The organism is Methylophaga sp. F7 (assembly GCF_056863975.1).
On record NZ_CM166511.1, the window covers coordinates 2648553 to 2674390 of the forward strand.

Annotated in this window: 25 protein-coding genes; 10 read left to right on the top strand and 15 right to left on the bottom strand. The window is 44.6% G+C overall.

The genetic code is table 11. The annotated features are described in order from the left end of the window. Window positions 1–50: 50 nt before the first annotated feature. Together AC08OG_RS13330 and AC08OG_RS13335 are read left to right on the top strand one after the other, a co-directional pair. On the top strand, window positions 51–1166 hold the full coding sequence (locus AC08OG_RS13330) for an HD domain-containing phosphohydrolase (protein WP_292356381.1): 1116 nt from the start codon (window positions 51–53) through the stop codon (window positions 1164–1166). Beyond that, a complete protein-coding gene (locus tag AC08OG_RS13335; RefSeq protein WP_482929724.1) occupies window positions 1156–3732 on the top strand; it encodes an ATP-binding protein in 2577 nt (858 codons plus the stop codon). Before AC08OG_RS13330 ends, AC08OG_RS13335 begins: the two co-directional genes overlap by 11 nt. Before the next feature lie 140 nt (window positions 3733–3872). On the opposite strand, the gene AC08OG_RS13340 is transcribed toward AC08OG_RS13335, so the two are convergent. The 3 genes from AC08OG_RS13340 to AC08OG_RS13350 all read right to left on the bottom strand — a co-directional run bounded on the left by AC08OG_RS13340 (window position 3873) and on the right by AC08OG_RS13350 (window position 6986). Next, on the bottom strand, window positions 3873–4763 hold the full coding sequence (locus AC08OG_RS13340) for a crotonase/enoyl-CoA hydratase family protein (protein WP_439504182.1): 891 nt from the start codon (window positions 4761–4763) through the stop codon (window positions 3873–3875). Window positions 4764–4868: 105 nt separating this feature from the next. Then, the gene (locus AC08OG_RS13345) at window positions 4869–5858 is read right to left on the bottom strand and encodes a histone deacetylase family protein (RefSeq protein WP_439504181.1); all 990 of its coding nucleotides are present in this window, start codon (window positions 5856–5858) and stop codon (window positions 4869–4871) included. A gap of 183 nt (window positions 5859–6041) precedes the next feature. After that, window positions 6042–6986 (bottom strand): YbgA family protein, encoded by a 945-nt coding sequence (locus AC08OG_RS13350; protein ID WP_439504180.1) that lies wholly within the window; start codon window positions 6984–6986, stop codon window positions 6042–6044. Window positions 6987–7257: 271 nt separating this feature from the next. On the opposite strand from AC08OG_RS13350, the gene AC08OG_RS13355 reads away from it, so the two are divergent. Both AC08OG_RS13355 and hemH read left to right on the top strand, forming a co-directional pair. After that, window positions 7258–8172 carry a TIGR01777 family oxidoreductase gene (locus AC08OG_RS13355; RefSeq protein WP_482929725.1) on the top strand — a complete coding sequence of 305 codons (915 nt, stop codon included), beginning with the start codon at window positions 7258–7260 and terminating at the stop codon, window positions 8170–8172. An 8-nt stretch (window positions 8173–8180) separates the two neighbouring features. Continuing rightward, window positions 8181–9194, top strand: a complete 1014-nt coding sequence (gene hemH / locus AC08OG_RS13360; protein ID WP_292356393.1) for a ferrochelatase — start codon at window positions 8181–8183, stop codon at window positions 9192–9194. 30 nt (window positions 9195–9224) lie between these two features. Here the strand turns inward: hemH and AC08OG_RS13365 are convergent, their stop codons facing one another. From AC08OG_RS13365 to flgA, 3 genes are all read right to left on the bottom strand, one after another. Beyond that, on the bottom strand, window positions 9225–9713 hold the full coding sequence (locus AC08OG_RS13365; protein WP_292356395.1) for a flagella synthesis protein FlgN: 489 nt from the start codon (window positions 9711–9713) through the stop codon (window positions 9225–9227). A gap of 15 nt (window positions 9714–9728) precedes the next feature. After that, the gene (flgM, locus tag AC08OG_RS13370) at window positions 9729–10043 is read right to left on the bottom strand and encodes a flagellar biosynthesis anti-sigma factor FlgM (RefSeq protein ID WP_292356397.1); all 315 of its coding nucleotides are present in this window, start codon (window positions 10041–10043) and stop codon (window positions 9729–9731) included. Between the two features lie 86 nt (window positions 10044–10129). Further along, on the bottom strand, window positions 10130–10834 hold the full coding sequence (flgA, locus tag AC08OG_RS13375) for a flagellar basal body P-ring formation chaperone FlgA (RefSeq protein ID WP_292356398.1): 705 nt from the start codon (window positions 10832–10834) through the stop codon (window positions 10130–10132). A gap of 127 nt (window positions 10835–10961) precedes the next feature. Here flgA and AC08OG_RS13380 point away from each other — a divergent pair, with 127 nt between their 5' ends. Beyond that, window positions 10962–11915: a chemotaxis protein CheV gene (locus AC08OG_RS13380; protein ID WP_292356400.1), complete on the top strand. Its 954-nt coding sequence runs from the start codon at window positions 10962–10964 to the stop codon at window positions 11913–11915. A 62-nt stretch (window positions 11916–11977) separates the two neighbouring features. Here AC08OG_RS13380 and AC08OG_RS13385 read toward each other — a convergent pair whose 3' ends face one another. The 4 genes from AC08OG_RS13385 to AC08OG_RS13400 are packed head-to-tail and all read right to left on the bottom strand — an operon-like array spanning window position 11978 to window position 16764. Beyond that, entirely contained in the window at window positions 11978–13090 is a 1113-nt protein-coding gene (locus tag AC08OG_RS13385; RefSeq protein WP_482929726.1) for a DUF4340 domain-containing protein, read from the bottom strand. Window positions 13091–13144: 54 nt separating this feature from the next. Then, the gene (locus AC08OG_RS13390; RefSeq protein WP_482929727.1) at window positions 13145–15058 is read right to left on the bottom strand and encodes a GldG family protein; all 1914 of its coding nucleotides are present in this window, start codon (window positions 15056–15058) and stop codon (window positions 13145–13147) included. 15 nt (window positions 15059–15073) lie between these two features. Beyond that, entirely contained in the window at window positions 15074–15814 is a 741-nt protein-coding gene (locus AC08OG_RS13395; protein WP_292356405.1) for an ABC transporter permease subunit, read from the bottom strand. Beyond that, window positions 15814–16764, bottom strand: coding sequence for an ABC transporter ATP-binding protein (locus AC08OG_RS13400; RefSeq protein ID WP_292356711.1), 951 nt, complete (start codon window positions 16762–16764; stop codon window positions 15814–15816). The genes AC08OG_RS13395 and AC08OG_RS13400 overlap by 1 nt, the downstream gene beginning before the upstream one ends. Window positions 16765–17170: 406 nt before the next feature. On the opposite strand from AC08OG_RS13400, the gene AC08OG_RS13405 reads away from it, so the two are divergent. Both AC08OG_RS13405 and AC08OG_RS13410 read left to right on the top strand, forming a co-directional pair. After that, the gene (locus AC08OG_RS13405) at window positions 17171–18091 is read left to right on the top strand and encodes a DUF2333 family protein (protein ID WP_482929728.1); all 921 of its coding nucleotides are present in this window, start codon (window positions 17171–17173) and stop codon (window positions 18089–18091) included. A 372-nt stretch (window positions 18092–18463) separates the two neighbouring features. Then, window positions 18464–19273, top strand: coding sequence for an ABC transporter substrate-binding protein (locus AC08OG_RS13410; RefSeq protein ID WP_482929729.1), 810 nt, complete (start codon window positions 18464–18466; stop codon window positions 19271–19273). A gap of 82 nt (window positions 19274–19355) precedes the next feature. Here the strand turns inward: AC08OG_RS13410 and AC08OG_RS13415 are convergent, their stop codons facing one another. From AC08OG_RS13415 to moaC, 4 genes are all read right to left on the bottom strand, one after another. Beyond that, a complete protein-coding gene (locus AC08OG_RS13415; RefSeq protein ID WP_482929730.1) occupies window positions 19356–20678 on the bottom strand; it encodes an OprO/OprP family phosphate-selective porin in 1323 nt (440 codons plus the stop codon). A 296-nt stretch (window positions 20679–20974) separates the two neighbouring features. Further along, window positions 20975–21532 (bottom strand): OprO/OprP family phosphate-selective porin, encoded by a 558-nt coding sequence (locus tag AC08OG_RS13420; RefSeq protein WP_482929731.1) that lies wholly within the window; start codon window positions 21530–21532, stop codon window positions 20975–20977. Beyond that, window positions 21508–22299 carry a porin gene (locus AC08OG_RS13425; RefSeq protein ID WP_482929732.1) on the bottom strand — a complete coding sequence of 264 codons (792 nt, stop codon included), beginning with the start codon at window positions 22297–22299 and terminating at the stop codon, window positions 21508–21510. Before AC08OG_RS13425 ends, AC08OG_RS13420 begins: the two co-directional genes overlap by 25 nt. 144 nt (window positions 22300–22443) lie before the next feature. Beyond that, window positions 22444–22923, bottom strand: coding sequence for a cyclic pyranopterin monophosphate synthase MoaC (gene moaC, locus AC08OG_RS13430; RefSeq protein ID WP_292356419.1), 480 nt, complete (start codon window positions 22921–22923; stop codon window positions 22444–22446). 45 nt (window positions 22924–22968) lie between these two features. On the opposite strand from moaC, the gene AC08OG_RS13435 reads away from it, so the two are divergent. From AC08OG_RS13435 to AC08OG_RS13445, 3 genes are read left to right on the top strand one after another with little or no spacing between them, the layout of a single operon-like run. Continuing rightward, window positions 22969–23220, top strand: a complete 252-nt coding sequence (locus AC08OG_RS13435; RefSeq protein ID WP_482929733.1) for a MoaD/ThiS family protein — start codon at window positions 22969–22971, stop codon at window positions 23218–23220. Further along, window positions 23198–23632 carry a molybdenum cofactor biosynthesis protein MoaE gene (locus AC08OG_RS13440; protein ID WP_136554095.1) on the top strand — a complete coding sequence of 145 codons (435 nt, stop codon included), beginning with the start codon at window positions 23198–23200 and terminating at the stop codon, window positions 23630–23632. The genes AC08OG_RS13435 and AC08OG_RS13440 overlap by 23 nt, the downstream gene beginning before the upstream one ends. A 9-nt stretch (window positions 23633–23641) precedes the next feature. Beyond that, on the top strand, window positions 23642–24031 hold the full coding sequence (locus AC08OG_RS13445) for an MAPEG family protein (protein ID WP_292356426.1): 390 nt from the start codon (window positions 23642–23644) through the stop codon (window positions 24029–24031). On the opposite strand, the gene ubiD is transcribed toward AC08OG_RS13445, so the two are convergent. Beyond that, window positions 24020–25504, bottom strand: coding sequence for a 4-hydroxy-3-polyprenylbenzoate decarboxylase (ubiD, locus tag AC08OG_RS13450; RefSeq protein ID WP_292356428.1), 1485 nt, complete (start codon window positions 25502–25504; stop codon window positions 24020–24022). The two genes, AC08OG_RS13445 and ubiD, sit on opposite strands and share 12 nt — an antisense overlap. Window positions 25505–25838: the final 334 nt, after the last annotated feature.

A 25838-nucleotide genomic window follows, 5' to 3' on the forward strand; every position in this document is an offset into this window, starting at 1 on the left:
CTGCCAAAGCAGGGATGTGACGGAAGGGCAAGCTTGATGAGGAAAGTGTCTTGGCAAACCAATATGGTCGTCCTGGCAATTTAAAACCTTATGAATCAGCAAGGAGACTGAGCATTCTTAAGAAGACCAAAGAGGTATTGATCATTGATGATCAATCAACCGGCAGAACTATTTTAGAAAAGATAGTCCAGCAAATTGGTGAAAATATTCACGTCACGGCGTTAAGTAACTCTACTGAGGCACTTGAATGGCTGAGTCAACATGAGGCCGATTTAATTGTAACGGATTATCGTATGCCGGAAATTGATGGCATCGAATTTATTCGTCGTGTGCGCCAGATGCCTGCTTTGCAAAGCGTTCCCATCATGATGATTACCGTCGTCAGCGAAAAAGCCGTGCGTTATGACGCACTGGATGCCGGGGCTACTGCCTTCCTAACCCGCCCCATTGATCAAATTGAATGTCGTACCAGTTGTCGTAATCTTTTACAGATGCACGAGCAACACCTGATCATTGAAGACCGTGCCAATTGGTTGGCACGTCAGGTAGAAATTGCCACTGAACAGATTATTCTGCGTGAAAAAGAGACCATTATTCGTCTGGCCAAGGCGGGTGAATACCGTGATGAAGGGACGGGGAATCACGTTATTCGTATGGCGAAATACTCCCGTTTTATTGCTGAAGCATTAGGCGTTTTCGATGAACAGCAATGCGAAGATCTTGAATATGCCGCTCCCATGCATGACATCGGTAAAATCGGGATTCCTGATAACATTCTGCTAAAGCCTGGCAAGCTGGATCCGGAAGAATGGGAAGTCATGAAAACGCACACCACTATCGGTCATGAAATACTCTCTGATAGTCAATCGAAATACATGCATATTGGTGCAATCATCGCATTGCACCATCACGAACGTTATGACGGAAAAGGCTATCCTTCTCAGTTAAAGGGCGAAGAAATTCCACTTATTGCCAGAGTCGTTTCTGTCGCCGATATCTATGATGCATTGGTTTCGGAACGGCCCTATAAAAAAGCCTGGTCAAACGAAGATGCCTGTCGTTACATTGAGCAAAGTGCGGGTACACAACTCGACCCAAGATGTGTTCAGGCGTTTTTTGATCGGATAGAGGCAATCCAGCAAATTCAAGCCGAGTATGCTGATTAAATCTCCAGCAATGAATGATCGTTATGCACAGCCACAGGAAAGAAATCTGCTTGGGCGATTTTTAGATAAAATACCCAAAACGGGTGACAGCGAACCGGAACAAGCGATCAAAATCCGACTCACTCTGGGTATCGCTTTATTAATTTATTTTTGTTTGCCATGGGGCGCTGACAGAACCTTCTCAGATAATATTGTCAGCCTGCCAAGTCTGATTACGTTGGCCTATTACTTACTGGCAGTCGTCATTGCAGTAGCTTTGATTCTCAACCCGAGGCCATCCCCCATCAGAAGGGTCTGTGGTATTTTGCTGGATTTGACTGCGCTATCAATTGTTATGTTGATCGCGGGTGAGCAGAGTGTCTTTTTGTTCGTTTTATATCTCTGGGTGATTTTGGGTAATGGTTTCCGTTATGGCGTGAATTACCTATACATCTCCCTCATAGTGGGCATCATCGGTTTTTCCTTTGCCATTATCAATGGTGAATACTGGCAGCACTCTCAGCATGAACCATTTGGTTACAGTCTGATGTTTTTGTTACTTATCATTCCGCTTTATTCAGCTTTTCTGATCAAAAAACTGCATGTTGCAATTGCTTTGTCAAAGCAGGCAAATGAAGCAAAAAGTCGATTTCTGGCCAATATGTCTCACGAATTACGTACGCCACTTAACGGTGTAATTGGTATTGCAGATCTGATGGCGGAGACCCAGCTGGATAAACAACAACATGATTTTGTTAAAATCATGAAAACGTCAGCACATACGCTGCTCAGCCTGATTGAAAATGTTTTGGATATCTCCAAAATCGAAGCTGGTAAGATTTTAATCAGCGATAAAAGTTTTGATTTACACCAACTGTTAAACAGTGTGATTGGCATGCAAAAGCCAATGGCAATCAGTAAAGGCTTACACATTAATTGCTATATTGACCCCGCTCTGCCCTTTTCGATAAATGGTGATTTACAACATCTACGCCAAGTTTTAATCAATCTTATCGGTAATAGTATTAAATTTACTGATCAGGGTGCCGTTAAACTTTCAGCTCAACCAATCACTCGCAAATCAAATCAAAATTTGTGGATTCGCTTTGAAGTAAGTGATACCGGGATAGGGATTCCACAGGAAGCTCTGCAACGAATCTTTGATGACTTTACGCAGATCTCACCTGATACATTAAATAAAGGCGGAACCGGTTTAGGCACTACTATCGCCAAAGAGCTGGTTGAGTTGATGGGAGGTGAAATTGGGGTAACCAGCGAAGTGGGTGAAGGAACCCTGTTCTGGTTTGAAATGCCCTTCACTGCCAATGAGCCAAATGAATTAACTTTATCTGAGAGCCCTATGCTGATTTTAAGCACCGATTCACTGCATGACCTTATTAAACCTGTTATCAATGACTGGTCAGTGAATTACCAACATGTCGACACCACCGCCAAAGCATTTTCAGTATTGATTCGAGCAGCAGAGAATCAATCGCCTTATCAAACCGTGATGATTGATCAGGATTGTATGCATGAAATCGATCCGATTCAATTTGCCAATATGATCCATGGTGAACCTTTACTCGCCAATACCGCGCTGATCCTGTTGAATCCATCAGACTTCAGTAAACAGGATCCAAGACTGCGTCATCACTTTATTTCGATTGTGCATGATGTTAAGGAAAAACCTGTTCTATTTAATGCCATCCACGCAGCACAGAGCAATCATGCCATTCAGGATGAAAAAGTCATCACCCTGGCTCAACATTATGCAGCTCAATCCTATGCTAAATCTTTAAATATTCTTATCGCCGAAGATAACCTGGTCAATCAGCAGGTGTTGGAGGGTATACTTCGCCATGCAGGACATCAGGTAATTCTGGCCAGTAGTGGCGAACAGGCGCTGGATGTTCTAAGTCAACAAATTGACAGTATTGAAATGCTGATTCTGGATATGAATATGCCAGATTACAGCGGAACCGAAGTTATCCGCGCCATGCGCTATATGGATACTGGACATGATATCCCTATTATCATTCTGACAGCTGATGCAACACCTCAGGCTAAACAACGTTGTCTGGAAGCCGGAGCAAATGAGTTTCTGACCAAACCAATAGATTCCCGTTCATTGCTGGAATCCATTGCCCGTCTGGCTCTGGAGCATCAAATCAATGTAAAACCCGGCAAAGTTAACGGTCGATCGACCGTTTCATCAGAACAATGGTGTGACCATCAGGTTTTGCTCGAACTTTCTGAGCTAGGGGGCGGTGAAGCCTTTTTACAGCTTCTGCTAAATGGTTATAAAGAAGACGGTACCAAACACCTGCAATTGATTCTTCAATCAGCACATGATGATTATCTGACCTATCGTGAAAGCCTGCATGCTTTGAAAGGTTCATCTTCTGAATTAGGTGCGAATAAAGTTGCTGAGCTTTGTCGTCAGGGAGAATCATTTAAACCTTTCGATATTGGCTCAGCTGAATTACTTCGCCTGACCGAAAAACTGGAGCATGCTTTTACACAAACGCTAACCGAATTAGAAGTTGCCCTTAAGCTTCAAGGGCAATCACAAAAAGCGGATCATTAAGACCTGTTTATTTTTCATCACTAGGCTGTGTTCCCAGCCTGAGTAATGACTGATAGCTTACTAATCGTTTTTTGAAGCAAACTTAAAGCAACGAGACACCTCGATGTATCTCGCCAAACAGCAGTGATGGTGAAGTCAGGTTACACTTCGCTGTTTGATTTGGCAGTCTGACGATTCACCAATCGCGTCATCATCCGGATATCCTTACTGGTCAGATTTAAAGCCGCATCCGCCCAGATATTGGCTATTGCTACAAGCTCTTCATAGCTCACGGTGTTACATAAATCTTTAATACGTGACATCGCTTTATAGCTGTTTGGAGATTTTTTGGCGGCTTTAATGTATTTGTATAAAGCCAGCTCACCTTCACCTTTTTCGGCCAGAATATCGATCGCGCCCATTTCATAAAGCTCTTCTGCGGTATATAAAGCACCCGACAAAATCATTTTTTCAGCATTGGCCGCCCCGACTTTTCGGGATAACAATGTATAAGCCCCCATTCCCGGGAACAGATTAAACAACACTTCTGGCAGACCCAACTTCACGCCTCGCTCAGCAATAATAATATTACTCGATAAGGCCGCTTCAAACCCACCTCCCAATGCATCACCCTGAATCAGACTGACGGTGGTCAGGTCACAATCAAAATGGAACATATTGTCGTAGAGGATATCAACACAATGAATGGCATAGGCCAGCAATGCTTCACGGTCACGTTTTTCAATTAGTGAGGTAAACAGGTTTAAATCACCACCCAGATTAAACACACCATCAACACTGGAACCAACGACCAGATAATCATATTTTTCATGATTACTCTGTTGCATCTCAGCTTTTACATTCGCCAGATAATCCGAAAGTTCATTCAGCAAGGTAGGGGTAAAACATGGCCTGGGAGCGGCATTCATCATGAACCAGCCAATCTTATAGGTCGGGTCATAATAGGTATTCAGATGTTGATATTGCTTTCCTTGATTCTGGTCAAGACCAGCCTCGTTCTCATCTCTGAGTTTAACAACAGCGTTCATCATTTTCTCCTTAAAAGGGCTTGGGCTGCCAATCAACAAGTGACTGATATTTGTCACTAAAATGTTTCAATTAAGGATTAGCACGAACTGTGCCGTTAATCACAAAAATTATTCAGCAGATGAAACTATCTGCATCAAGGTTTTTAAATGCGCCACACTGGCCTTGGCATTACCTGTCAGGTTGTAGCCCCCTTCCAGTACCGAAACGAGTCTGCCATCACAGTGCTTTTTGGCAAGTTGCATCATGATCTCCGTCAGTTGGATAAAGCCCTGATCGGAAACTTTATAACATCCCAACAAATCGTCTTCCCGACTATCAAACCCGGCTGATATCAGAATCAAATCGGGGTTAAATTCAGTTACCGCTGGAATCAGTTTTTCTTCGAATGCAGCGATGATTTCTGCATCCCCGGAACCACAGGGCAAATGCACATTTATATTAAAGCCCTTGCCGGAACCAGTGCCGGTTTTCTCTGGTGACCCCGTACCAGGATAAGCTTCGGCGTCATGCGTTGAAAAAAACAATACCGAGGGATCATGATAAAAAGCCCATTCAGTGCCATTTCCATGGTGATAATCCCAGTCCACAATTAAAATTCGTTTTAACTTATAGCGTTTTTGAGCATATTTTGCCGCTATAGCAACATGATTGTAATAGCAGAACCCTTCTTCCTTTCCGGTGTTGGTTGCGTGATGCCCTGGTGGCCTTGAAGCACAAAAAGCATTATCCAGCAAACCTTTACAGACCGCGTCAACCGCTACCAGTACGCCTCCTGTGGCCAACATTGCAGCTTGATGCGCTTCGGGATCGTGACGTTTTATTGACGCTACATGATTGGCTGAATGAATAAGCGATAATTCAGATTCAATATTGCTTTTGGGTTTTAACAATGTGACCTTGGATAGCAGCTCACTGACTTCCAGCTCATCCCGCAAACGCTCATATCTTGCAGGAGACTCTGGGTGTTGAGGCATAATATGATGTTTGGCAAAACCAGGATCCAACACCAGCCCCGTCAATGCCGTTTGGCTTATTGCTGAAGTTTTGCTGCTAACGGTACTTAATAAACCGAGTTTTAATAAATCCCTACGCTGCATATCTGATATCCCGAACTGGCTTCAATCTCAGCTATTTTTAGAAAATGATACAACTTCGCTTCACCATACATTCCTACTGCTACTTCTTTTAAAAGCGTTTTTTCTAATACCGGATTTACGACGCTATCATTAATGACATGTAATCATTTCAATTTACTGTGATTTCCAGTTTCCGTACACAATTTATATCGTATTTCTCAGACTCAACGCATCAGGATATGGCTGCAGATAGGCCTGTTTGGCAATATATGCATCTGGATGATTATTGAAATGATGTTTTAATAATGTGATCGGCACTATCAGTGGTAACTCTGCCGTACGGTAACGGTTAATAATGTCGGCAAGTTCCTGCTTCTCAGAGCTTGAGAGCTTTTTCTTTAGATAGCCTTGCAAATGCATTAATACATTTGTATGTGTTTTCCGGGAGGCTATTTTTGATAAAACCGTCATAAGCTCAGTGAAATAACGTTCTCCCAGAGTTTCGATTTCATGATTTCCAGCATCCGCCAGCATCCGTCCAAGTTCGGCATAGTGTGTCGGTGAATGAGCCATTAAGGAATATTTATAACGTGAATGAAAGCTGATCAATTTATGGTGGGTTAACCCACTGCGAACCAGTTGCTGCCAGTCATAATAGGCGAACACCCGAGTGATAAAATTTTCGCGTAATAATGGATCATTCAATCTGCCGGATTCTTCCATTGGCATCAATGGATGGGCTTTCTTTAATGCATCAGCATATAACCCTCGTCCTGTTTCAGCCGCCGGATAACCATTATCCTGATACACCTTGACTCGAAACAACCCACAACTCGGTGAGTTTTTCATAAAAATATAACCACATAAATCATTGTGTTCATGGGCTTTTTGCTGGCCAAAGGCCGTCAACTTTTCTGTGTAATTCAAATTATAATCATGCACGGCTACTGCCTGTGGTGCATCCACATCACCAACCAGACGAATGGGTTTGCGAGGAATTCCCATACCAATACCCACTTCAGGACATTCCGCAACAAAATCAAAAAAACGCGACAAACTGTCGGTACATAAACGCATATGTTTATGTCCGCCATCAAATCGCACGGATTCCCCCAGTAAACAGCTACTGATTCCGACTTTAATTCCCATCAATTACTCGTTAAATACTTAATATTTGGTTTTATCTTTACTCAGGGTCTGTCGATGTTTCCCAGCCCTTTGGGTTGTGACTATTTTTCCGCCCTACGGTGTTGGAAATGACTTATGTAGAACAACTACATCGCATCATTTCCGCCTTGTTGGCCGAAAAAAATAGCCTCCAGCAGTGGTGGTTATGAAAAATCAACAGGCCCTTGGTAAACTTTGCCAGCTGTTATGACTCTATACAAGGAATAATCATAACTATTCAAAGGAATTTATCATGGCGGCTTTTTTAATAACCGGTGCAACAGGACTCATCGGCCAAGCGCTGTGTCAAAGACTTTTAAACAATGGCGAGACTGTTTTTGCATTAAGTCGTAATTGTCAGAAAGCAGCTAAAATACTTGGTTCCCAGGTGCAGTGTTTCGAATCCGTCGATTCAATACCGCTAGATCATCATATCGATGTAGTCATTAATCTGGCCGGTGCACCGATTGTTGATAAACGCTGGACCGATGCCCGTAAGCAAATATTACTGAAAAGCCGGGTCGACTATACACGAGACCTGATAGATAAATTGTCCAAACGCTCCAGCCTCCCCCATAGTTTTATCAGTGGCTCAGCAGTAGGCTGGTATGGAAACCAAGACGATACGATTGTTACCGAAAGTAGTAGTTTCAAACCAGAGTTCAGTCATGAATTATGCGAACAATGGGAACAAGCCGCTTTGTCTGCAGAATCTCTTGGAATCCGGGTCGCTATCGTTCGCACTGGATTAGTAGTGGCACCAAATGGTGGTTTTCTGAGCAAAATGACGCTGCCCTTCAAAATGGGATTGGGTGGACCAATAAGTGACGGCCAGCAATATATGCCATGGATTCATCTCGATGATATCTGTCGGTTATTTTTATTTCTGGCTGAAAATCGTTCGCTTACAGGTGTTTATAATGGCGCAGCTCCTCGACCTGTTACCAATCAGCAATTCAGCAAAGCACTTGCCCAAGCGCTAAACCGTCCGGCTTTCTTTCGAGTGCCGTCCTGTGTTTTGAAAGCATCTATGGGAGAAATGGCTGATTTATTACTGGGCGGGCAACGTGCAATCCCGGAAAAAGCTCAAGCTGCCGGCTTTGAATTTCTCTATACTGATATCCAGAGTGCGCTTAACGACGTACTTAAATCTTCTGACTCAAAATAATAATTATTATGACGCAACGTGCCGTTTTATTAGTAAATCTAGGTTCACCGGATCAGCCTGATACACCCTCCGTAAGGCGCTACTTAAATCAGTTTCTGATGGACCCCTATGTTATTCAACTACCCTGGTTGCTAAGGCGCTTTATTGTCAGTGCCTTTGTTCTGCCTAGCCGCCCAAAAGCCTCTGCTGAAGCTTATCGGAGTGTATGGACCGATACCGGCTCACCGTTGATTGTATTATCTGAAAAATTACATAAAGCTGTTCAACAGCAGGTTGATATGCCGGTAGAGCTGGCTATGCGATATGGAAACCCCAGTATTGAAGCGGGTTTGCTAAAACTTGCCAGGATTGATGGCGTTAAAGAGATTTTCTTCGTTCCTTTGTATCCGCATTTTGCTGATAGCACCGTAACCACCTGTATTGAAATGGCCAAACAGGTCATCGCCAAGCATAAACTGGATATTGTCTTAACGATCAAACCACCTTTCTATCAGGAAGAAGGTTATATCAATGCATTGGTTGAGCAAACCCGTCCTTATTTGATGGAAGAACATGACCATTTGCTCTTCAGCTATCATGGCTTACCAGAATCGCACATTTTGAAACGTGACCCTAGTGGCCAACATTGTCTGCAACAGGCTGATTGTTGCAGTAAGCCACATGTGGCTCATGCCACTTGTTACCGACATCAGGTTATGACGACCACAGCTGCTTTTGCCGAAAAAGCCCAACTCAATCCGGACAATTACTCAGTCGCTTTTCAGTCCCGACTGGGCCGAGCCAAATGGCTGGGGCCTAACACTGAAGATCGTTTGATTGAACTGGCACAAAACGGCACAAAAAACGTGCTGGTCATGTGTCCTGCATTTGTGACGGACTGCCTGGAAACGCTTGAAGAAATTGCGATTAGAGCTGAGGAAGTGTTTATCGAGGCAGGTGGTCGTTCATTAAAATTGATACCATGCCTTAACGATGATCCAGTATGGGTTGATCTGTTAGCCCAGTGGTGTGAAACGCCTTAGGGCTTATTAATTTTTCATATCCACCTAGGATCAGACACGTCCAATTAGTGGTTGACGAACAACTGCACTGGTATATTCACCACCCGGACCATAAGCACTCGACTCTGGATCACGTCCTCGAAGAACGGAGATAGCGCGCTGCAGATACTGACGGTTAATACTGACGATGCCGCCATTTACCTGATTTTTTTGCTGGCAGACTTTGGCAACTGCTTTTAGATTTTTTATCAACAGCGTTAACGCCAATGCGTCATCTTCCGTTTGATTATCAATGAACGCTTCAAGGCCTTGTTTACCGGTAGGGAAGCCTGTAGAAATTAATACCGCATCACGTTGACGGCTAAACTGTTCGAGCTTCATGATTAACGGCTGTTTTTTATTGTTGATATCGGTAATGGTCACGATATCCGATAGAGCAAGGGCTTGACGCTCCGCGACTAGTAACTCGGCTAACTGTTTGGCAATATTGAGTTCAGACTGTAAAACGCTGTGCAATTGTTGTCCGGGTGACATAGCCATGGGAGGGTTCCTTTTTTATAGGTTACCCTCAAAATCAATCATGTTCCGTGCCAACTTTTGACTATCAACCTGATAGCTTCCATCTTCAATAGCCGCACGTAAAGCAGCCACTTTTTGTTCATCCACCACAGGCAAAGCGGCAATTTCCTGTTGCAGAGATTGCAGTTGTGTTGCCGTGGTTGTCAAACTGATCTTGTCTGTTGAGCTATTACCACTCGATTTGACCTGATTTGATACGTTTTCTGTACGTTTATCTTCAACATTGACGTTTCGCGTCGAGTTGATTCCACCACCCTGTGTTGGTGGTTTTATATTATTAATATCCGACATAAAAATGTCTCCATATTGGTTCTATAATGTTTATCGGATCGAATTGAAAAAACTTTAATATAATGTGATTCGATCCAGAGTTTTCTTCACATTGTAACGCGTACCACCCCTGGACCATCTACTACACCTTCGACCACTCTCTCTGAGGAGAGGTTTTTCACACGAACGCGATCCCCCAGGCTGGCATCAGACATCGCTGTGCCCTGCATTCTGACTTCCATTGTTCCTGCACTAGCCACCAGGACAATTGACTCACCTCTTTTTACGATATTCAGCGGCCGCAAATGATTTTTCTGAATAACGGTGCCCAAGCCCAGTGAATATTTCGCTTGCTGTCCCACCACAGCGGCAATATTTGCCATATAGCCTTGCCGAAGCTTGCCAATATCATGCTGTTCAATCCGCAAATCCTGTTCTGTTAAAACATGGTTCGCTGAAACGGGCCGGGCAATCACCACCATGGGTCGCATTACTTTGATTTGCAAGGGGATATAAACTGTCCAAGCCACAGGCTCCTGACAACGCACACCCACGGTCACATTACCGGCAGTTGCAATATTGCGATTACTGAATGCCTCCAGCCCTTTTTCACAATGCTGCAAGCGTAACCGTTTATCTAATGGTGTCACACTAACCTGGGGATTGTTAAATCGTGTCTGCGCCTGGGCTAAAGTATAAGTGAATGCGGTGTGCTCCACATCAGCCAAAGATTGTAAATTGTCAGCCTGGGCAGTAAGTGTCAACAAATTGACACTTAACACTAAACATACACTACATAATAATTTATACATCAAAATCCTCCGGCAATATGCACGGCAAATGAACTCACTTTGATGACCTGCAAATTTCATTCCGATAATTACGGTTCAGAAATGAACGTTACTGCCGTTATACTCTTGCAGTAATCAGGAGAAATTTATGGCAAGCATGATCGATGGTATTGACCAACGCACTCAACTAGCCGGTCAGAACCGGTTAGAGCTCTTATTGTTCAAGCTGGGAGGCACCCAGCGTTACGGTATAAATGTATTTAAGGTCCGCGAGGCTATTGCTTGTCCTCCGTTAACGCAAATGCCACATTCACACCCAGTCGTTCGGGGTGCCGCGCGCATCCGTGATAAAACCATCAGTATCTTTGATTTATCTCAGGGTATAGGCAAAAGGCCCGTCGTGAATCCTCATGAGCATTTTGTCATTATCACTGAATATAATCGCAACGTGCAGGGCTTTCTTGTCAGTGAGGTGGATCGCATCGTCAACGTCAGTTGGAAAGATATCTTGCCTCCTCCCAGTGCTTCAGGTTCATCGCATTACATGACTGCAGTCACCAAAATTGACAATGAACTGATCCAGATAATTGACGTAGAAAAAGTCATGTCAGAAGTATTGGGCATTGATGACACGGTTTCAGCTGATTTGGTGACTCGTTTTGCAGAAGCCAATGCTGACCATAAACATCACATTCTTGTGGCAGATGACTCCAGTGTTGCCCGCAATCAGATACGTCGCACCATGGAGCAGATTGGAGTCAGTTGTACCATCGTAAATGATGGCAAACAGGCATTGGATCAATTAAAAGCATGGGCGGCCGAGGGCATTGATGTCAGCAAGCATATCGCTATGTTGATTTCCGATATTGAAATGCCAGAAATGGATGGTTACACCCTTACAACGGCTATCCGCCAAGACCCAAATCTGAAAGATATTCGTATTTTGCTGCATACCTCAATGAGTGGCACCTTTAACAATGCATTAGTTGAAAAGGTTGGCGCCGATAAATTTATTGCCAAATTCGCCCCCGATGATCTCGCAATCACCGTTCAAGCCTTACTGGAAGAATGGCGGGATAAGGATAAGGCCGCAGCAGAGTAAGGTTATACACATATAAAAAAAGCCCCGTTTAAGGGGCTTTTTATGACTTCCAAAATAGCGGCTTACGGACCAAAACCACTGGCAGGCATTGGAATAACCTGATCCTTTTCGGTCACCATATCGGCCTTGGCACGCATCAGGTTGTTGCCAACAAACCCACCCAAGCGATAAACCCAGGGTTCAACTTTGTCATTAATTTCTGCGACTTCCTGCTGTACTTGCTCAGGCGTTTTTAACACATCAAGGCTGGCTATGGCTTCCGGTACTTCAGGCACAGCATCCGGGGCATATTCAGCTTTGAACGTGGAAAAGTAAAAACCATCATTAAACGATGTCTGAGCAATCACCTTTAAGCCATCATAAGTAAGAAATTCTGCTCTAACAATCTCAGCATCACCACGGGAAAAGTCATCAACTGGCTGAACATCTTCCAGACGCATTTGGAATAATGACCCGGCAATATCATAGCCAAGCTGTTCATAACGAAATACGGTATCTTCACGATCTTCCGGCGTGCCAAATTTATCTTTCTGACCTAAGTTCACTAAGGTTGCAGTATCGCCATTTGGCTGAATGATATCTACTCTGGCAACCCGTTCACGTGCAATGTCCATAATCAGCGCATCAATCCAGTTGAGCATCATCGGACTGAACTGAAAGTACCCCTCAACCAGATAACTGCGCTCCTCATTAACTCGGCGCAGATAGAACTGTTGTGGACCAGAGGTGTTCGCACTTAAATCGCGTGCTTCCCCTAGAACCAGACCGGCCACTTCCTGCTGGTCTTTGAATAATTTAATGACAAATGAACTGCCACCATCTTCTGCACCTTCCACGCCCAATACTGGATACAGCTCAGGATCATCCGTTTTCAGCTCAAGAATTCGGGCATCGGCCAAATCAACCAGCATCCTTCTAACCAAATCTTCATCGGCTGGATAGTTATGATAATCCGCAATGAACCATTGCTTATCATCACGGCTCAGGCTGAATTCATCCTGCTCACTTTTAAATGTGATTTTATCCACATCACTTAGCTGTTCAAATAATTCAGGAAACAGTAATGAAAAGTCATCACTGGTATCTTCGGCTTTATATATGGTGATTAACATCCACACCACCATCACCGCAGTGAGGATGGCGAGGATTGAAAGACTATTAAGTTTTTTCAGCATCTGTAGAACCTGTCTGTTCAGTTTGATACAAGCGTCATTTAACGCATGCAGAATTTACGATTGGAAACGGCCTCGAGTACGCTTACGCACTCTTAACCAGCCGGTAATCAGTGCCAGTATGGCCACCACAATCGGAATCAATCCGATATTGATGAACTTGACCAACGTTTCCAACTGATCGATATCTTTACGCAGGTTACCTTTTACCGCCCGCAATTCTAATTCGGTACGATCGGCAATCGCCCTGAATTCAGCAATTTCTTTCTGTTGCTCTGGCGTCATGATTTCGGCACCAGAACCATTCCGCTCCACCTGCATGCGAGCGATACGCTGACGGGTTTGCTGTAATTTGTTTTCCAGTTCGCGTTCTTTCGCCCGGTAGAGTCTCTCAGCTTCACGTTGTAAAGCTTCGACACGGACAAATGGACGAGTGAAACCAGTACGGGAACGTACACTGATCAGTCCCTCAGCGCCGGTTAATTCTTCGATAGCGTTATGTACAAAGTCGATGTTATTGGAGGTATTAAAGGCTAAATCCTCACCATAGAAATCCTGCATAATGACCCAGAAACGATCATCCAGCATATCCACATCAGCAATTGCAATCACATCAATACCATTTTGGGATTCATTCAAATGATCAGGCATTTTCACCATCTTGCCACCATCGGCTTTGACACCATCAGGAAACGCCGAACGCGACTTGCCTTGAATACGAACTGCTAACGGATAGCTGATTGTTCCTTGCTGGTACTTAGTTAATAAAGCCACTGGATCATTACGGAACTGCACCACCCTTTTATCCACCAGCATAGCCTCATCACTGGAACTCAATAGAGGGGTTACTTCAGTAGTCTTGTCATCCAGAATTTTAAAATGACCTGCAGTTGCCACATTGAGCTTACGTAACTTTGAAGTTATACGCTGCTCAGAATTCATGTTTTCCTGGGTCAAAGCATTCCACAAGACATATTCAATCGGCTGATTATTACTTTGGGCCCCAAAATCCACTTCCCGAGCTGTTTTTCTATCCGCAACCACATCAGAAGCATCACGTTCAACGCCCCAAGTAGTCAGCAACTCAGGCATATTTGAGCTACGGTTTGCGACCATTGCTGCCATCGGGTTATCAGGATCTTTCTCCGGTACATCAACTTCAGCATATGGATCCACAAAGGTAATTAATTTTCCACCCTGCAACACATATTGGTCTATGGCATATAAGGTTTGTTCAGGTAATTCCTTGGGATGCACAACCATTAGCAAATCAACTGATGATGGAATACGACGAATGTCTTCCGGTAAGACCGAAACATTAAACATCTCACGCAATTTACCCATTACCGCCCAGGGTTTAGCACCACCTTCGGTATCCAGCTGTCCTTTAAGGGGATCGTAATCTTCCCCATCAATTGGCAATGAACTCATTACTGCCACATTTTTACGCTCTACGTCAGATAGTTGATAAACCATTCTGGTCAGATCGTATTCCAAAACATCTTCCATTTCCGGTTGAAAGAAACGGATACGTTCCAGACCATCCAGAATATTGGTACCGGCTACACCGAAAAATAGTGGATCCGGCTCACCTTCGATGGGAATCGATTGCAGACCATATTGCTTTGCTCGCTGCTCATGATCGGTGAAAGGTTTTGGATTAATAATTTTGACCTGAATCATGCCGTCTGAGGCGCGTTGATATTCCATCAACAGCTCCTGAACGCGTTGAGCATAGGCTTTCAATGATGGCAAAGCCTGAGCTACCTGCTCGGAATAGTAGAACCTTAACGTTATAGGCTGCTGTAACGAAGACAGAATGTTCAGCGTACCTTCCGATAAGGTATACAGTTTGTCTTCGGTCAAATCGACCCGAGCAGATTTAAAATTGCCATTTACCACAATAATAAAGGCAATAAAAAGAATAACGGCCAGAATCAAACCGGTTTTGGATAATAATTGTTTATTCATTGCTGACTGGTGCTCCTAATCGGCTTTACGTGCATTCACTATCAGGGCGTTGGCAAACAGCCAGATAGTGATAAGCGCTGCGAAATACAATATGTCACGTAAATCAATTACCCCTTTGGAAATCGCATCAAAGTGGGTCAGAAAACTGAATGAACTGATCGCATCAACCAGAGGTTGTGGAGCCCAGCTACTAAAGAAATCCAACACAATGCCATAGCCCGCCAGCACAAATATCAGGCTGACAATCAAGCTAAGCACAAACGCAATAACCTGATTTTTAGTGGAGGCTGATACACAGGAACCGATGGCCAGAAAACCACCTGCCATCAGGAAGCTGCCGATAAAACCGGTAAAAATCACGCCGTTATCTGGATTACCCAGATAATTCACCGTGATCCAAAGCGGGAAATTGAGAATTAATGCCAGACCGGTAAACGCCCAGGCAGCAAAGAATTTGCCCAGAACAGCCTCAAATACCGACACCGGCAAGGTCATTAACAGCTCAATCGATCCACTTTTACGTTCTTCGGCCCATAAACGCATCGAAATTGCAGGAATCAACAAAATGTATAACCAGGGATGTAAGGAGAAGAAGGGATATAAATCGGCTTCGCCACGAGCAAAGAAATTGCCCACATAAAACGTCGAAAAACCTGCCAGCAACAAAAATATTATAATGAAAACATAGGCAACCGGGGTGGCGAAGTAACCACCGAATTCACGTTTCATGATGAACCAGATATTCAGCACATTCATCATTTAACTCCTGCAGTTCTAGGCAAAGTAATACTGCGGAAAACCTCATCAAGGCGACCGCTCTCAGCATAAAGCGAAGCAATTTCCCAACCCTGTTCACGAATTTTTTCTGACAGGGCGATAGTGATATGAGCGCTGTCTTTTGGGAACACCCGGATACCGTTACCCGCCATCAATAATTCAGTTTCCGCAACAAAATCCAATTCGGCGACATACTGCAACAGTTTGGTGTTATCAATTTCGTTGACCGACAGTACGACCGCATTGTGGTAGCGTGATTTTTGCTCCAATTCGGCAGGCGTTCCATCAAACACAACTTTACCGCTGGCGATCACCACATTACGTGTACACAAAGCATTTACTTCTTCCAGAATATGCGTTGAGATAATAATGGCTTTATCTTCTGCCATTTCATTGATCAGCGTCCGTACTTCATGCTTTTGATTCGGATCTAAACCGTCAGTCGGTTCATCCATAATCAATACGGGTGGGTTATGCAGAATCGCCTGTGCCAGCCCCACCCGACGTTTGTAACCTTTAGACAAGGTTTCAATCGGTTGATACATCACATTCAGGACTCGAGCACGTTCTGCAGCGGAAGCTACTGCACGTTTTTTAGCCGCTCCGGACAATCCACGAATATCAGCAATAAACTTGAGGAAGCTGTCCGGCGTCATATCAGCATAAGCTGGCGCACCTTCAGGTAAATATCCCAGATTCGCTTTTACCGAAATCGGATCCGTTAAAACATCATAACCACAGACTCTGACTGTACCGCGAGTGGGCGCCAGAAAGCCGGTTATCATCTTCATTGTGGTGGATTTACCTGCGCCGTTCGGGCCCAGAAATCCAAGAACTTCGCCTTTACTGACTGAGAATGTCACACCATCCACAGCCCGTATCTCGCCAAAATGCTTGGCCAGATCTTCTATCTCAACTCTGAGTGTCATACTTAAAGCGTCCCCCGCTTCATCAAAAGCATCTTCAAACCGGCCATTATTCAGCTCAATCAGGCCATACGTCAAGCTTAATACCGTAAACTTTTCAGGAAATTATCCCGCACAATAACGGGAAAGCTCTCCCGGCAGGACTTAGGGTCTGTTTATCTTTCAAAAATAGTGACTGCTTTGAAAAATAAACAGACCCTAAACATTTTTTTGCTGTCAAAAATACGCTATGGTGAAATCTGACAATTAATCTTTCTGGATGTTTTATGCCCGCAAACTCTTTTTTTCAGCGCAGTCGTCAGTTATGGTGGAATTTTATTGATTCCCTCCGCGATCCTGACAGCCGTCGGCAGATATCCAAAGCGCTAATGATAGCGATTGCCGTCATTCTGGTTTTTTTATCGTCATCATGTTGTGGTGGAGTAATCCACCCAGTGCCTTTGATCCTGAGGTAAACGCTCGCGAAATCGCCAGCGAAAAACAACACGATATGGTCACTGGTTACACATCTACCGCCACCTTGATCACTATTGCCAATACCTTGCTTGATAAGCCGGGTGGTTATTTGACCAACGACGTGATGCCCCCATCCGTGTGGATGGATAATATGCCCAATTGGGAGTTCGGTGTGCTGGTGCAGATTCGTGACTACTCACGATCGCTACGTAACGATATTAGTCGCTCACAATCGCAATCTGCAGAAGATAAAGACCTGATCATTGCCGAACCGCAATTTAATTTCAATTCGGATTCATGGCTGTTTCCTCCCACAGAAAGTGAGTATCGAGACGGTATCAAGGCATTGGAAAGCTATCTGGCCCGTCTGGCGGATCCGCAGCGGGACGAAGCACAGTTTTATGCACGTGCCGATAATCTGGCCGCGTGGCTGGGTATGGCTGAAAAACGCCTGGGTAGTCTCTCACAACGGCTCAGCGCCAGTGTAGGACAAGTTCAGATTAATACCGCATTGGCAGGTGATCCTGAGGCCCATCAATCAACCTTAACTTCACCTGAACGAGTCACCAAAACACCCTGGTTGGAAATAGATGATGTATTTTATGAAGCCCGCGGTTCAATCTGGGCAATGATTCATCTGCTTAAAGCGGCAGAACATGATTTTGCCGATGTCTTGCAAAAGAAAAACGCGCTAATCAGTCTGCGCCAAATCATTCGTGAACTCGAAGCCACTCAGGCTACTGTCTGGAGCCCGATCATTCTTAATGGTAGTGGTTTTGGCCTGTTTGCCAATCATTCATTGGTTATGGCTTCGTATGTTTCCAGAGCCAATGCCGCAATGATTGATCTACGGCGCTTACTTGAACAAGGTTAACCAGTAACTGTGGGGGCTCTTGCAAACAGGTTCCCATGGCACGGTATTCTGAAAACTCAATAAAGGTGTGTTGCAGATAGCGGTAATAAAAGCGCTTTGACAGGCAAAAGCCGCTTTACTCATTGCCTTTATTCACTATAGTGCCAAAAGGGTTAATGTGGCCAGACGTAATGATTCAAAATCAGGAAGCTGGCAAAGAGGCTCATCAAAATCGACAACCTGACAATATGTCCACAATCCATAGACTAATAAATAAAAAAACTTCTCACCCACACAGCCTTTAGCCACTCCTTGATACCATTTGGAAAAACACGTTTACTCCCATCGATATATATGATGGAATATATTGATTTTTTTCTGTCGAGATATTTCATGATGAAACGGTTATTTATTCTGTTATTTCTCAGCTTACTGCTGAGCACTAATGTTCATGCCGAACAATTGCTCAAACTCTCTACAACAACGAGCACCGATAACACTGGCTTGTTAGCTTTATTAAATAAAGCTTTTACCGAATCTACTGATATTAATGTTGCGGTAATTGCGGTTGGCACCGGCCAGGCATTGAAGCTTGGTGCTAATGGCGATGTCGATGTGGCATTAGTGCACGCCCCAAAAGCTGAGCTTGAATATGTCGAGAAGGATTATTTCATTGATCGTCGCTACGTCATGTATAACGACTTTGTATTAGTTGGTCCAGTGAATGATCCTGCGGGGATTACTTCCGCTAAAACCATCACTGAAGCCATGCAAAAAATTGCTCAATCAGGTAGTCGCTTTGTTTCCAGAGGAGATGATTCCGGTACCCATAAAAAAGAACTCCAACTCTGGAAAACTGCCGATATCAATCCCTCTGGCGACTGGTATGTGCAAGCCGGTCAAGGTATGGGGGCGGTACTGAAAATCGCCGATGAAATGTCGGGTTATGCCTTAACAGATCGGGGTACACAGATAGCCTATCAGGAAAAAATGCAGTTAAAACTGCTGTTTGAAGGCGATGCAAAGTTATCCAATCCATACCACATTATGGCGGTTAATCCCGAAAAACACCCTCATGTTCAAACAGGCATGGCAAAGCAGTACATTAATTTTGTGACCGGTGAACCTGGTAAGCAGATTATCGATAGCTTCATGGTGAATAATCAGCAATTGTTTTTCACCGCACTACCTGAAACCGAATAATCCTTACCAGATAAACAAAAAAGCCGCTGTTAGCTCAAGATAACAGCGGCTTTTCTATACAGTTTTTAACTGAATATCTGAATTAGAATGCCCACTGACTGCGAACCTGGAATACATCAGGTTCCTGGCCATCAAACGTTCCGCCATCGACATCCAGGACATGCACATAATTGGCTGAGAAACGTAACATCGGCACTGGATACCAGTTCAGCCCCAAGGTCATTGAATCTGCTTCACCACCTTCAATCGCACCATCATTCAAATCCAGCGAGCTATAACGCATCGCGACTTCCCATGCACCAATACCACCGTCACCAACTCTGCGATCGGGTTTTATTCCTCCAAACACGCCGTTTTTATATGGACGCGATTCACCGGTAAGGAAATAACTGCTTTGAAGATACCAGCCATCAAAGTCAGCATCGCTGATATTGTCACGTTCCACGGATGTACGGATATATTCTGCCTGAGCGGTAAACGGTCCCATGACAGTGGCAAATTCCAGACCGGTTTTCAGCATCGTGTCGGCATTGGTTAATGTAGAAGTATCCACAATGCGCACACCAGAGACAGCCGATTCGGGAGCTTGACTAAAACGTACCTCATTACTAGGTTGCAAATCGCGATAATTCAAACCCAGACCAAAATGTACGACTTTACCAGGCTCATTGACCGGAGACAGGGTTCCACGCGAACTCCAGCCCCAGCCTTCATCCTCAGCACCACCAGTATTTCCGACAGTATCGCCAAATAAACCGGCCGCCAAAGTCCAATACTGACTGTTACGAGCTCCCATCAATCCCATATGTCGTCCAGCATTAAACGCAGTGGGTAATGCCCGCTCCATAAACATGGTATTGTTGGCGCTGATCATATAATCAAGACTGAATGGATCTTTGAAATGACCCGCCATAATTTGGTAGTTTTCAAAACCATCATATGAAATAAAGGCATCGGTAATACTGTCGTTATCAAACTCGTATTCCAGCTTATAACCCCAATCGCGATACAGCTGACCGGCGATATACAAACGGGCACGACGAATATCAGTTCCATCTCCCATATCAGGTGAACCACCGTAAGCGGCGGCATCAACCTGTAGCCGCCCACCAACTTTTGTAGAAAACTGACCATCTCGGGTTTTTAGTGATAAACCGCCATTAGTAGATATTTCAATATCTGAGGGTTTGGTTGCTTCAGCCAGCTTTTCATTTATCTCTGCTTTTTCCTGCTCTTTAGTGGCTTTGTTTTCAGCAAGCTCACCCATCAGCCGGCCGTACTGTTCATCAGTAACCATGCCATTTTCATGCAGCATATTAATCAATGTTTCCAGTTCCGATGCCTGAACCGAAAAGCTGAGAGACAGGCCGATGGCAGCTGTCAGCAGGTGTTTTTTGAATAGCATAAGTTTGTTCCTTTTTTATGGTCGAAAATTTTCTGTAATATTATCGACATATTTGGAACCAGCATTAATATTTCTTATCCAAGAAAATAGTAATCTTTTGCTATTGTGATGAAGTTCTAATTTATCAAAAACCCTGCACAAAAATTAGCGATTAACCCCGTCTTTAAACATTTTTTCCAACTCTTAGTTAGCTGTTTTGTTAATGGTGAAACGCTGGGCATTACAGATTTTATTAATTTAATCTCCAGATAATTATGTAACTTCGAAAATCACTTATCGTAATTGTAATATTTCAGCTAAAACGCCCATTGGCTGCGTACCAGAAAAATACGCGGTTCTTGTCCTGCATTTGGTCCATCATCAACATTCAGAACATTAATGTAATTGGCAGAAAATCGTAGCATTGGCACCGGATACCAGTTCAGCCCAAAAGTGAGACTGTCTATTTCGCCACCAATAATATCTTCATCGGTTAAATCCAGTGTGCTGTATCGCGCAACCAGTTCCCAAGCTCCAAAACCGCCCTCGCCCACAAGATGATTTGGATACGGACTACCGAAATCACCATTTTCATAATTCAACGAATCATCGGTCAGGAAAAAACCGCTTTGAATATGCCCCCCAGAAAATCCAACATCCTGCCACACTGTTCGACGTACATCGGTCACCATGTACTCAGCTTGAGCAGACCAGCGATTTCGTACTGCTGCCCATTCCACTCCGCTTCGGGTATAAGTTCGAGCTCCAGGAATAATGCCGGTATCAACAATATCAAAACCAGCCACCCGGGCTTCGGGCTGCTCATCAAATCTCAATGTCGCCTGATCATTTAAATGCCGGTAAAAAGATGCCAATCCAAAATGTAAAACCTTATTGTTATGATTGATGGGTGAAATCGTGAGGCGTGCACCCCCCCCCAACCCTCATCATTTCGTTCGCGCTGTTCATTGGCATCATCACCAAAAACCCCAGCGGCGGCACTCCAATGCTGACGCTTGGTATCGGCCATCAAACCGATATAACGATCCCCACCAAATGCTCCAAGTAGGCTGCGTTCAATCAACTGAGAATTGGCCGAACTGCTGCGATATTGCAGGCCTAAAGGAATTTCCATAAGCCCCATTCTTAAACGAGCTTGAGGAAAACCGGTGTAACCAATATACGAATCTTTTAATTCACCGCCATCCGTGAAATCGTAATCTACCTTGTATATCCAATCACTGAATATCCGGCCAGACCAGGCGAGGCGAGCACGACGAATATTGGTTCCATCGGCAATTTGAGGCGCACCATCATAATCGGCGGCATCGATCATTAAACGCCCCCGCAGGCGGGTTTCAAATTGACCATCAGTCGTTCTAACGCGAAGCCCACCTTTAGTGGTGACTTCCACTTCAGGCGGCTGAGTGGCTAATTCAAGTTTTTCGGTTATTTCCTGTTTTTCTTTTGCCGTTTTCTGTTGGTTCTGCTCCAGCTCAGCCAACAAACGACCATACTGTTCTTCGCTGACCATGCCATTCTCATGCAGCATATCAATCAATAAACGCAATTCAGATGCGTGGCTCGCCATGGGTAATACGAGAAATAAAACAAACAGCAGTTTTGAAACAAAATTAGACATTGAATAACTCAGCGTTAGGTTGCGGGCTTCGAGAAAATCATTACCCGAGCACATAGGAAAAAATCCTATTTCTCAGTTTAGGCAACGGTTGCTGAATTCAAACTTAATTTTGTGAATAAAGAAGTGGATTGAAGAATTTTTTCTTTATATAGAACGTTGCCAGTGACCTGATTTTCCACCAGCTTTTTCCTGCAGACAGACGTCGGAGATCACCATGCCGCGATCGACCGCTTTACACATATCGTAGATAGTCAGCAACGCAACCTGTACCGAGGTAAGTGCTTCCATTTCCACACCGGTTTGGCCCGATGTAGCGACTTCAGCCTGACAATTTACAGCATTATTGGCTGCATCAATTTCAAATTCGACTGTGACTTTGCTTAATGCCAGCGGATGACATAGCGGAATTAAATCCGAGGTACGTTTGGCCGCCATAATGCCGGCGATGCGGGCAATGCCCAACACATCCCCTTTTTTATGATTGCCCTGCTCAATCAGTTTCAGCGTTTCCGGCAACATGATAATCCTTCCGCTGGCGACGGCCTTGCGCTGCGTCACTGCCTTATCACCGACATCGACCATGTGTGCTTCGCCAGCCTGATTAAAATGCGTTAATTCTGCCATTTTGGGTGTTATCCTTATGTTTTGATCCAGGAAACAATTAACCAGATGTCTATTCAAGTCAAATTTTTTGCCAGCCTGCGAGAAAGTCTGGGACAGAGTGAGACCACAGTAGAACAGGCTTCCACTGTGACCGAGGTTTGGGATTTGGCGACGCAATCAGCCACGCCACCAAACAACCTACTGGTCGCCGTCAATCTTGACTATGCCAATATGCAAAGTCAGGTGAATGATGGTGATGAAGTCGCTTTCTTCCCCCCGTCACCGGAGGTTAATCATGGCCACGCATATTCTCGATGAAGACTTTCAGCCTTATCAATGGCTCAGTGAGTTTTCCCAGCAGATGCCTGCAGGCAGAGATGGTGCAGCTGCCAGCTTTATCGGAACCATGCGTGATTATAACGATGATGCCACCGTCAGAACCATGACGCTGGAACATTATCCCGCCATGACTCAACGTTATCTCGAACAATTAGAAAAACAGGCTAAAACCGACTGGCCATTAAATGATTGCCTTATCGTGCATCGCGTCGGCGAAGTATTTCCCGGTGAAGCAATTGTATTAATCGGTTGCTGGTCGGCCCATCGCCGTGCGGCTTTGGATGCATGCAACTGGCTAATCGAAGAGCTGAAATATAAAGCGCCGTTTTGGAAAAAAGAACAGAACCAGAGTGGCGAACGCTGGGTAGAGTCCAATACTGATGGTTTATAGGTACTGACAATGATTACAGGAATGTATGCCGCTTTGGCCGCTCTGATGATTGTCGCCCTAGCACGAAAAGTCATTAGTCTGCGGCGGCAACATAAAGTAGCTTTAGGCGATGGTGGCCAACAGGATTTACTTGCTGCAATTCGTGCTCATGCCAATGCTGTGGAATATCTACCGATTGGTTTGCTGTTGTTATTACTATTAGAACTCAGTCAGGGCCCCGCCTGGCTAATTCATTTACTGGGCAGCCTGTTTATTATTGGTCGACTGATTCATGCCAATGGCGTCAGCAAAGCCATCATTACTCGCCGGATTATTGGTATGCAATTCACCATCTGGCTGCTGATAATTATGGCAGTGTTGAATCTGTTGGCTTTTGTCGGTATTCAATTACCGGGCTGAGTCGTCGTCATCCAATCCCAACTCTGACCAAATCGCATCAACCCGAGCGACAATCGCCGGATCTTTCTCAATCGGTCTACCCCACTCGCGGTTAGTTTCGCCAGGCAATTTATTGGTAGCATCCATGCCCATTTTTGAGCCAAGACCTGATACCGGTGAAGCAAAATCCAGATAATCAATCGGCGTATTTTCAATTAAAACCGTATCGCGCGCCGGATCCATTCGCGTGGTAATGGCCCAGATCACATCCTGCCAATCACGCACGTTCACATCATCATCGACAACGATCACGAATTTTGTATACATAAACTGCCTTAAAAACGACCAAACCCCCATCATCACTCGCTTGGCATGACCGGCATATTGTTTTTTCATGCTGACCACGGCCATCCGATACGAGCAGCCCTCAGGTGGCAGGTAAAAATCGACAATTTCCGGAAACTGCTTCTGCAGAATCGGCACAAATACTTCGTTTAACGCCACGCCCAGAATCGCCGGTTCGTCGGGTGGGCGACCGGTATACGTGCTGTGATAAATCGGATTTTTACGCTGAGTAATTCGCTCAATGGTAAATACCGGAAAGCTGTCGATTTCATTGTAATAACCGGTGTGATCACCGTATGGTCCTTCCGGTGCCATATCATCCGGATAGATAAAACCTTCCAGGACAATCTCAGATTGAGCAGGCACCTGCAGATCACTGCCGATACATTTCACTAATTCGGTTTTACTACCGCGTAGCAATCCAGCAAACGCATATTCGGACAGTGTGTCCGGCACCGGTGTTACAGCACCTAAAATAGTGGCTGGATCACAGCCCAACACCACAGCGATCGGAAATGGTTCACCCGGATGCGTTTGCTGCCACTCCTTAAAATCCAGTGCCCCACCACGATGCGATAACCAACGCATAATCACCCGATTTTTACCGATGACTTGTTGGCGATAAATGCCTAAATTCTGTCGGGTTTTATGTGGACCTTTAGTGACGACCAAGCCCCAGGTAATTAACGGTGCAGCATCTTCCGGCCAGCAGAGTTGAATCGGATATTCACTCAGATCAATGGCATGTCCTTCAATCACCTGCTCCTGACAAGGGGCTTTTTTCACCACCTTCGGGCCCATATTCAACACCTGACGAAAGATCGGCAACTTATCCCAAGCGTCTTTCATACCTTTCGGCGGCTCAGGCTCTTTCAGAAATGCCAACAACTTGCCAACTTCCCGAAGCGCTTCAACCGAATCCTCACCCATCCCCAAGGCAACGCGTTTCGGCGTACCAAACAAATTGGCCAACACAGGAATCTTGCTGCCCTTCGGGTTCTCAAACAGAATCGCCGGACCACCGGCACGCAACACCCGATCACAAATCTCCGTCATCTCCATATGGGGATCTACTTCGGTGGTAATGCGTTTTAGTTCGCCCTGTTTTTCCAGGTTGGTGATGAAGTCTCTTAGGTCGGTGTATTTCATGAGATATGATTTGTGAAAAGTAATGTTGTAGCTTACCAGCTTAGGACATGATTTGGCTTAGCAGCTATCTCTATTGAATTATTTTGGATTAATTCGCCATTGAGAGACTGAAACTTATCGACTATTCCAGTAATAATTTTCTAAAGTTTTCATCGTACATTTTATCCCCTCCTCTCCATGAGAATGGTGAGCACAATGAGCACCTTAGTACTGTGAGCACCAAACCTTGAGCATAAGCAATTGTTATCAATGTAATTTTACGAAAACTTGATTTTTAATTATGGACTAAAGCCCACTGTTCATTTTTTGCGTGGTCAAAAAACGAACCAAAAAA

What these genes read in the sequence shown, in the direction of transcription:
- AC08OG_RS13335 (WP_482929724.1), top strand. Translation starts at nt 1,156, where the DNA reads ATGCTGATTAAATCTCCAGCAATGAATGATCGTTATGCACAGCCACAG.
- AC08OG_RS13340 (WP_439504182.1), bottom strand. Translation starts at nt 4,763, where the DNA reads ATGATGAACGCTGTTGTTAAACTCAGAGATGAGAACGAGGCTGGTCTT.
- AC08OG_RS13345 (WP_439504181.1), bottom strand. Translation starts at nt 5,858, where the DNA reads ATGCAGCGTAGGGATTTATTAAAACTCGGTTTATTAAGTACCGTTAGC.
- AC08OG_RS13350 (WP_439504180.1), bottom strand. Translation starts at nt 6,986, where the DNA reads ATGGGAATTAAAGTCGGAATCAGTAGCTGTTTACTGGGGGAATCCGTG.
- AC08OG_RS13355 (WP_482929725.1), top strand. Translation starts at nt 7,258, where the DNA reads ATGGCGGCTTTTTTAATAACCGGTGCAACAGGACTCATCGGCCAAGCG.
- hemH (WP_292356393.1), top strand. Translation starts at nt 8,181, where the DNA reads ATGACGCAACGTGCCGTTTTATTAGTAAATCTAGGTTCACCGGATCAG.
- AC08OG_RS13365 (WP_292356395.1), bottom strand. Translation starts at nt 9,713, where the DNA reads ATGGCTATGTCACCCGGACAACAATTGCACAGCGTTTTACAGTCTGAA.
- flgM (WP_292356397.1), bottom strand. Translation starts at nt 10,043, where the DNA reads ATGTCGGATATTAATAATATAAAACCACCAACACAGGGTGGTGGAATC.
- flgA (WP_292356398.1), bottom strand. Translation starts at nt 10,834, where the DNA reads ATGTATAAATTATTATGTAGTGTATGTTTAGTGTTAAGTGTCAATTTG.
- AC08OG_RS13380 (WP_292356400.1), top strand. Translation starts at nt 10,962, where the DNA reads ATGGCAAGCATGATCGATGGTATTGACCAACGCACTCAACTAGCCGGT.
- AC08OG_RS13385 (WP_482929726.1), bottom strand. Translation starts at nt 13,090, where the DNA reads ATGCTGAAAAAACTTAATAGTCTTTCAATCCTCGCCATCCTCACTGCG.
- AC08OG_RS13390 (WP_482929727.1), bottom strand. Translation starts at nt 15,058, where the DNA reads ATGAATAAACAATTATTATCCAAAACCGGTTTGATTCTGGCCGTTATT.
- AC08OG_RS13395 (WP_292356405.1), bottom strand. Translation starts at nt 15,814, where the DNA reads ATGAATGTGCTGAATATCTGGTTCATCATGAAACGTGAATTCGGTGGT.
- AC08OG_RS13400 (WP_292356711.1), bottom strand. Translation starts at nt 16,764, where the DNA reads ATGACACTCAGAGTTGAGATAGAAGATCTGGCCAAGCATTTTGGCGAG.
- AC08OG_RS13405 (WP_482929728.1), top strand. Translation starts at nt 17,171, where the DNA reads ATGTTGTGGTGGAGTAATCCACCCAGTGCCTTTGATCCTGAGGTAAAC.
- AC08OG_RS13410 (WP_482929729.1), top strand. Translation starts at nt 18,464, where the DNA reads ATGATGAAACGGTTATTTATTCTGTTATTTCTCAGCTTACTGCTGAGC.
- AC08OG_RS13415 (WP_482929730.1), bottom strand. Translation starts at nt 20,678, where the DNA reads ATGCTATTCAAAAAACACCTGCTGACAGCTGCCATCGGCCTGTCTCTC.
- AC08OG_RS13425 (WP_482929732.1), bottom strand. Translation starts at nt 22,299, where the DNA reads ATGTCTAATTTTGTTTCAAAACTGCTGTTTGTTTTATTTCTCGTATTA.
- moaC (WP_292356419.1), bottom strand. Translation starts at nt 22,923, where the DNA reads ATGGCAGAATTAACGCATTTTAATCAGGCTGGCGAAGCACACATGGTC.
- AC08OG_RS13435 (WP_482929733.1), top strand. Translation starts at nt 22,969, where the DNA reads ATGTCTATTCAAGTCAAATTTTTTGCCAGCCTGCGAGAAAGTCTGGGA.
- AC08OG_RS13440 (WP_136554095.1), top strand. Translation starts at nt 23,198, where the DNA reads ATGGCCACGCATATTCTCGATGAAGACTTTCAGCCTTATCAATGGCTC.
- AC08OG_RS13445 (WP_292356426.1), top strand. Translation starts at nt 23,642, where the DNA reads ATGATTACAGGAATGTATGCCGCTTTGGCCGCTCTGATGATTGTCGCC.
- ubiD (WP_292356428.1), bottom strand. Translation starts at nt 25,504, where the DNA reads ATGAAATACACCGACCTAAGAGACTTCATCACCAACCTGGAAAAACAG.